At 60.5% G+C, this 4,206-nt stretch carries 4 protein-coding genes; 3 read left to right on the forward strand and 1 reads right to left on the reverse strand.

Features of this window, described 5'->3' with window-relative positions; genetic code table 11:
* Window positions 1-89: 89 nt before the first annotated feature.
* Window positions 90-950: a MurR/RpiR family transcriptional regulator gene (locus tag KGA97_RS29070; protein WP_177318169.1), complete on the reverse strand. Its 861-nt coding sequence runs from the start codon at window positions 948-950 to the stop codon at window positions 90-92.
* 242 nt (window positions 951-1,192) lie between these two features.
* Between KGA97_RS29070 and zwf the strand changes: the two genes are divergently transcribed.
* Genes zwf through KGA97_RS29085 form a run of 3 tightly spaced genes read left to right on the forward strand, consistent with a single transcriptional unit; the run spans window position 1,193 to window position 4,045 of the window.
* Window positions 1,193-2,662: a glucose-6-phosphate dehydrogenase gene (zwf, locus tag KGA97_RS29075; protein WP_192229118.1), complete on the forward strand. Its 1,470-nt coding sequence runs from the start codon at window positions 1,193-1,195 to the stop codon at window positions 2,660-2,662.
* Entirely contained in the window at window positions 2,649-3,362 is a 714-nt protein-coding gene (gene pgl / locus KGA97_RS29080; protein WP_008038595.1) for a 6-phosphogluconolactonase, read from the forward strand. Before zwf ends, pgl begins: the two co-directional genes overlap by 14 nt.
* A gap of 17 nt (window positions 3,363-3,379) precedes the next feature.
* The gene (locus tag KGA97_RS29085; RefSeq protein ID WP_008032978.1) at window positions 3,380-4,045 is read left to right on the forward strand and encodes a bifunctional 4-hydroxy-2-oxoglutarate aldolase/2-dehydro-3-deoxy-phosphogluconate aldolase; all 666 of its coding nucleotides are present in this window, start codon (window positions 3,380-3,382) and stop codon (window positions 4,043-4,045) included.
* Window positions 4,046-4,206: the final 161 nt, after the last annotated feature.

Consider the following 4,206-nt stretch of genomic DNA (forward strand, 5'->3'; position numbering starts at 1 on the left):
AGCCTCGCTCCTACAGGTCACCCTGAACCTGTAGGAGCGAGGCTTGCCCGCGAAGACGGACTATCAGCCGACAAACTACTCAAACCTGATTAATTAAACTCATCCCCAATCGGATACCGGCTCGCATTCAAACTCTCTTTGATCTTGCGCAAATGCGGCTGGAAATCCACGCCACGGCGCAACGTCATGCCGGTCGCCAGCACGTCCAGCACGGTGAGCTGAATGATCCGCGAAGTCATCGGCATGTAGATGTCGGTGTCTTCCGGCAGCGGAATGTTCAGGCTCAAGGTACTGGCCTTGGCCAGCGGCGAACCTTCAGCGGTCAAGCCGAGCACCGATGCACCGTTTTCCCGGGCGATACGCGCCACTTCCACCAGCTCGCGGGTGCGACCGGTATAGGAAATGATCACGAACAACTCGCCCGTGTGGGCCACCGAGGCAATCATGCGCTGCATCAGCACGTCCGCATGGGCAGTGACGGCCAGGTTGAAGCGGAAGAACTTGTGCTGCGCATCCAGCGCCACCGGGGCTGAGGCGCCGAGGCCGAAGAAGTGGATCTGCCGGGCCTGGATCAGCAAGTCGACGGCGCGGCTGATCAGGTTCGGGTCCAGCGCCTGCAAGGCACTGTCCAGCGACGCGATGGCGCTGCCGAAAATCTTCTTGGTATAGGCTTCCGGATTGTCGTCGGCCTCGACCGCACGGCTGACATACGCCGCGCCACTGGCCAGGCTCTGGGCGAGCTGAAGCTTGAGTTCCGGGTAGCCGCTGACGCCGAACGAACGGCAGAAACGGTTGACCGTCGGCTCGCTGACCTTGGAGGCCTGGGCGAGGGCGGCGATGCTGAACCGGGTGGCCTGCTGTGGGTTGAGCAGGATCACTTCGGCGACTTTGCGTTCAGCCTTGTTCAGGTCTTCAAGGCGATTCTGGATCTGTTCCAGTAAATTTCGCACGCGGTCCATATGATTTCCTTGGTGCACCTACACGAGTGCACTGCGATGCAAATAAGGGTGTTGCTATGCAAATTGGGCCTTTGATAGGGCCCCAAGCGGTGGCCTATCCTACTGATGGCACCAACCGACCACCACTCGGAATCTGTATTTTGCGAAAATGTTGTGGTTATTACTACATTTTCTCTTGAGCGATGCCTTGAAAAAAGGTATTTGTAGCTTAACTTGATAAAAGAACAAACATCATGCCTTCGATTACGGTTGAACCGTGCACCTTTGCCTTGTTCGGCGCGCTTGGCGATCTGGCCCTGCGCAAGCTGTTTCCTGCCCTCTATCAACTCGATGGCGCAGGCCTGCTGCATGAGGACACGCGCATCATCGCGCTGGCCCGTGAGCCCGGTAGCGAACAGGAGCATCTGGCGTTCATCGCTTCCGAGCTGCGCCGCTACGTCGGTGCCAAAGAGCTGGACGAGGCGGTGGTCGAGCGCTTCCTGTCTCGTTTGAGCTACCTGCACGTCGATTTCCTCAAGGCTGACGATTACGTCGCCCTGGCCGAACTGGCCGGCAGCGCCCAGCGGGTGATTGCCTATTTCGCCACGCCGGCCGCCGTTTACGGCGCGATCTGCGAGAACCTGGCGAAGGTCGGTCTGGCCGAGAACACCCGCGTAGTGCTGGAAAAGCCTATCGGTTCGGACCTCGAATCCTCGCGCAAGGTCAACGACGCCGTGGCGCAGTTCTTCCCGGAGAACCGCACCTACCGCATCGACCACTACCTGGGCAAAGAGACCGTTCAAAACCTCATCGCCCTGCGTTTCGCCAACAGCCTGTTCGAAACCCAGTGGAACCAGAATTACATTTCCCACGTGGAAATCACCGTGGCCGAGAAGGTCGGGATCGAAGGCCGCTGGGGCTACTTTGACAAGGCCGGTCAGCTGCGGGACATGATCCAGAATCACCTGCTGCAACTGCTCTGCCTGATCGCCATGGACCCGCCGGCCGACCTGTCCGCCGACAGCATCCGTGACGAGAAAGTCAAAGTGCTCAAGGCGCTGGCGCCGATCAGCCCGGAAGGCCTGACCACGCAAGTGGTGCGCGGTCAGTACATCGCCGGTTACAGCGAAGGCAAATCAGTTCCCGGCTATCTGGAAGAACCGAATTCCAACACCCAGAGCGACACCGAAACCTTCGTCGCCCTGCGTGCCGACATCCGCAACTGGCGTTGGGCCGGCGTGCCGTTCTACCTGCGTACCGGCAAGCGCATGCCGCAAAAGCTGTCGCAGATCGTCATCCACTTCAAGGAACCGTCGCACTACATCTTCGCCCCGGAGCAGCGCCTGCAGATCAGCAACAAGCTGATTATCCGCCTGCAACCGGACGAAGGCATTTCCTTGCGTGTGATGACCAAAGAACAAGGCCTGGACAAGGGCATGCAGCTGCGCAGCGGTCCGTTGCAGCTGAATTTTTCCGACACCTGGCGCAGCGCACGGATCCCCGATGCCTACGAGCGGTTGTTGCTGGAAGTGATGCGTGGCAATCAGAACCTGTTTGTCCGTAAAGATGAAATCGAAGCCGCGTGGAAGTGGTGTGACCAGTTGATCGCCGGGTGGAAAAAATCCGGTGATGCGCCCAAGCCGTACGCGGCCGGGTCCTGGGGACCGATGAGCTCCATTGCTCTGATCACGCGGGACGGGAGGTCGTGGTATGGCGATATCTAATTTGCAATTGCCGCAGGGCGTCAGCGCCCATGCGTTCAAAAGCCCGGTGTTGCTGGCCGAAGGCCTGGCACTGCAGGTGGCCAGGCAACTGAGCGAGGCGATCGATGCTCGAGGCACGGCCACGCTGGTGGTGTCCGGCGGGCGCAGTCCGGTGGCGTTTTTCCAGCACCTGGCCAAGCAGACGCTGGACTGGTCGAACGTGGTGGTCAGCCTGGCGGACGAGCGCTGGGTACCGGTTGAACATGCCGACAGCAATGCCGGTCTGCTCAAGCGTTACCTGTTGCAAGGCCCGGCGGCCAAGGCTCAGTTCCTGAGCCTGTACAGCGCCACCGCGAACCTGGAGCAAGCGGCCGAACAGGCTGATCGCCTGCTCGCCGAGCTGCCGACGATTGACGTGTTGGTGCTGGGCATGGGCGATGACGGCCACACCGCGTCGCTGTTCCCGAACAGCCCGAACCTGGCCGATGCCTTGAAAACCGACGGCAAGCGTCGTTGCTACCCGATGCTGGCGCCAACCGTGCCGCATCAGCGCCTGACCATGAGTCGTGCGCTGCTGGCCTCGGCCAAACACAAGATTCTGTCGATTTCCGGTCAGTCCAAGCTGACCACCCTGAGTTTCGCGCTGGCCGGTGACGATGTCGCCGAAATGCCGATCCGCGCGTTTCTGCAACCCACGTTAGAGATTTACTGGTGCCCATGAGCCAAGGAACAGCCGCTATGACAACCCCATCCCCGACCGTTTCCATGGCGGACAAAGTTGCCCTGATCGACAGCCTCTGCGCCAAGGCGCGGATTCTGCCGGTGATCACCATCGCTCGCGAACAGGACGTGCTGCCATTGGCCGACGCCCTGGCTGCCGGTGGTCTTACAGCCCTGGAAGTGACCCTGCGTTCTCAGTTCGGCCTCAAGGCCATCCAGATCCTGCGCGAGCAGCGTCCGGAACTGGTGACCGGTGCCGGCACCGTGCTCGATCGCCAGATGCTGGCCGCTGCCGAAGCCGCCGGTTCGCAATTCATCGTGACGCCGGGCATCACCCGTGACTTGCTTGAAGCCAGTGTCGCCAGCCCGATTCCACTGCTGCCAGGCATCAGCAACGCCTCGGGCATCATGGAAGGCTACGGTCTGGGCTATCGCCGCTTCAAGCTGTTCCCGGCGGAAGTCAGCGGCGGCGTTGCGGCAATCAAAGCCTTGGGCGGCCCGTTCGGCGAAGTGAAATTCTGCCCGACTGGCGGCGTCGGCCCGGCCAATATCAAGAGCTACATGGCGTTGAAAAACGTGATGTGCGTGGGCGGTAGCTGGATGCTTGATCCGGAGTGGATCAAGAACGGCGACTGGGCCCGCATTCAGGAATGCACCGCCGAGGCCTTGGCGCTGCTGGACTGACCTGCTTTTACCCAACACTTCGTTGTGTGTTCTACGGCTTTACGGTGCGCTTGGTCGGTGCACCGTTTTTTTTTGCCCAACGAAAAACCTGATCCTGTAGGAGCGAGGCTTGCCCGCGAAGGCGTCGATACAGTCAGCATCGGATGTGACTGGGCTGACGC

Origin of the sequence: Pseudomonas sp. BF-B-15 (assembly GCF_019946675.1) — a bacterium.
GTDB lineage: Bacteria > Pseudomonadota > Gammaproteobacteria > Pseudomonadales > Pseudomonadaceae > Aquipseudomonas > Aquipseudomonas migulae.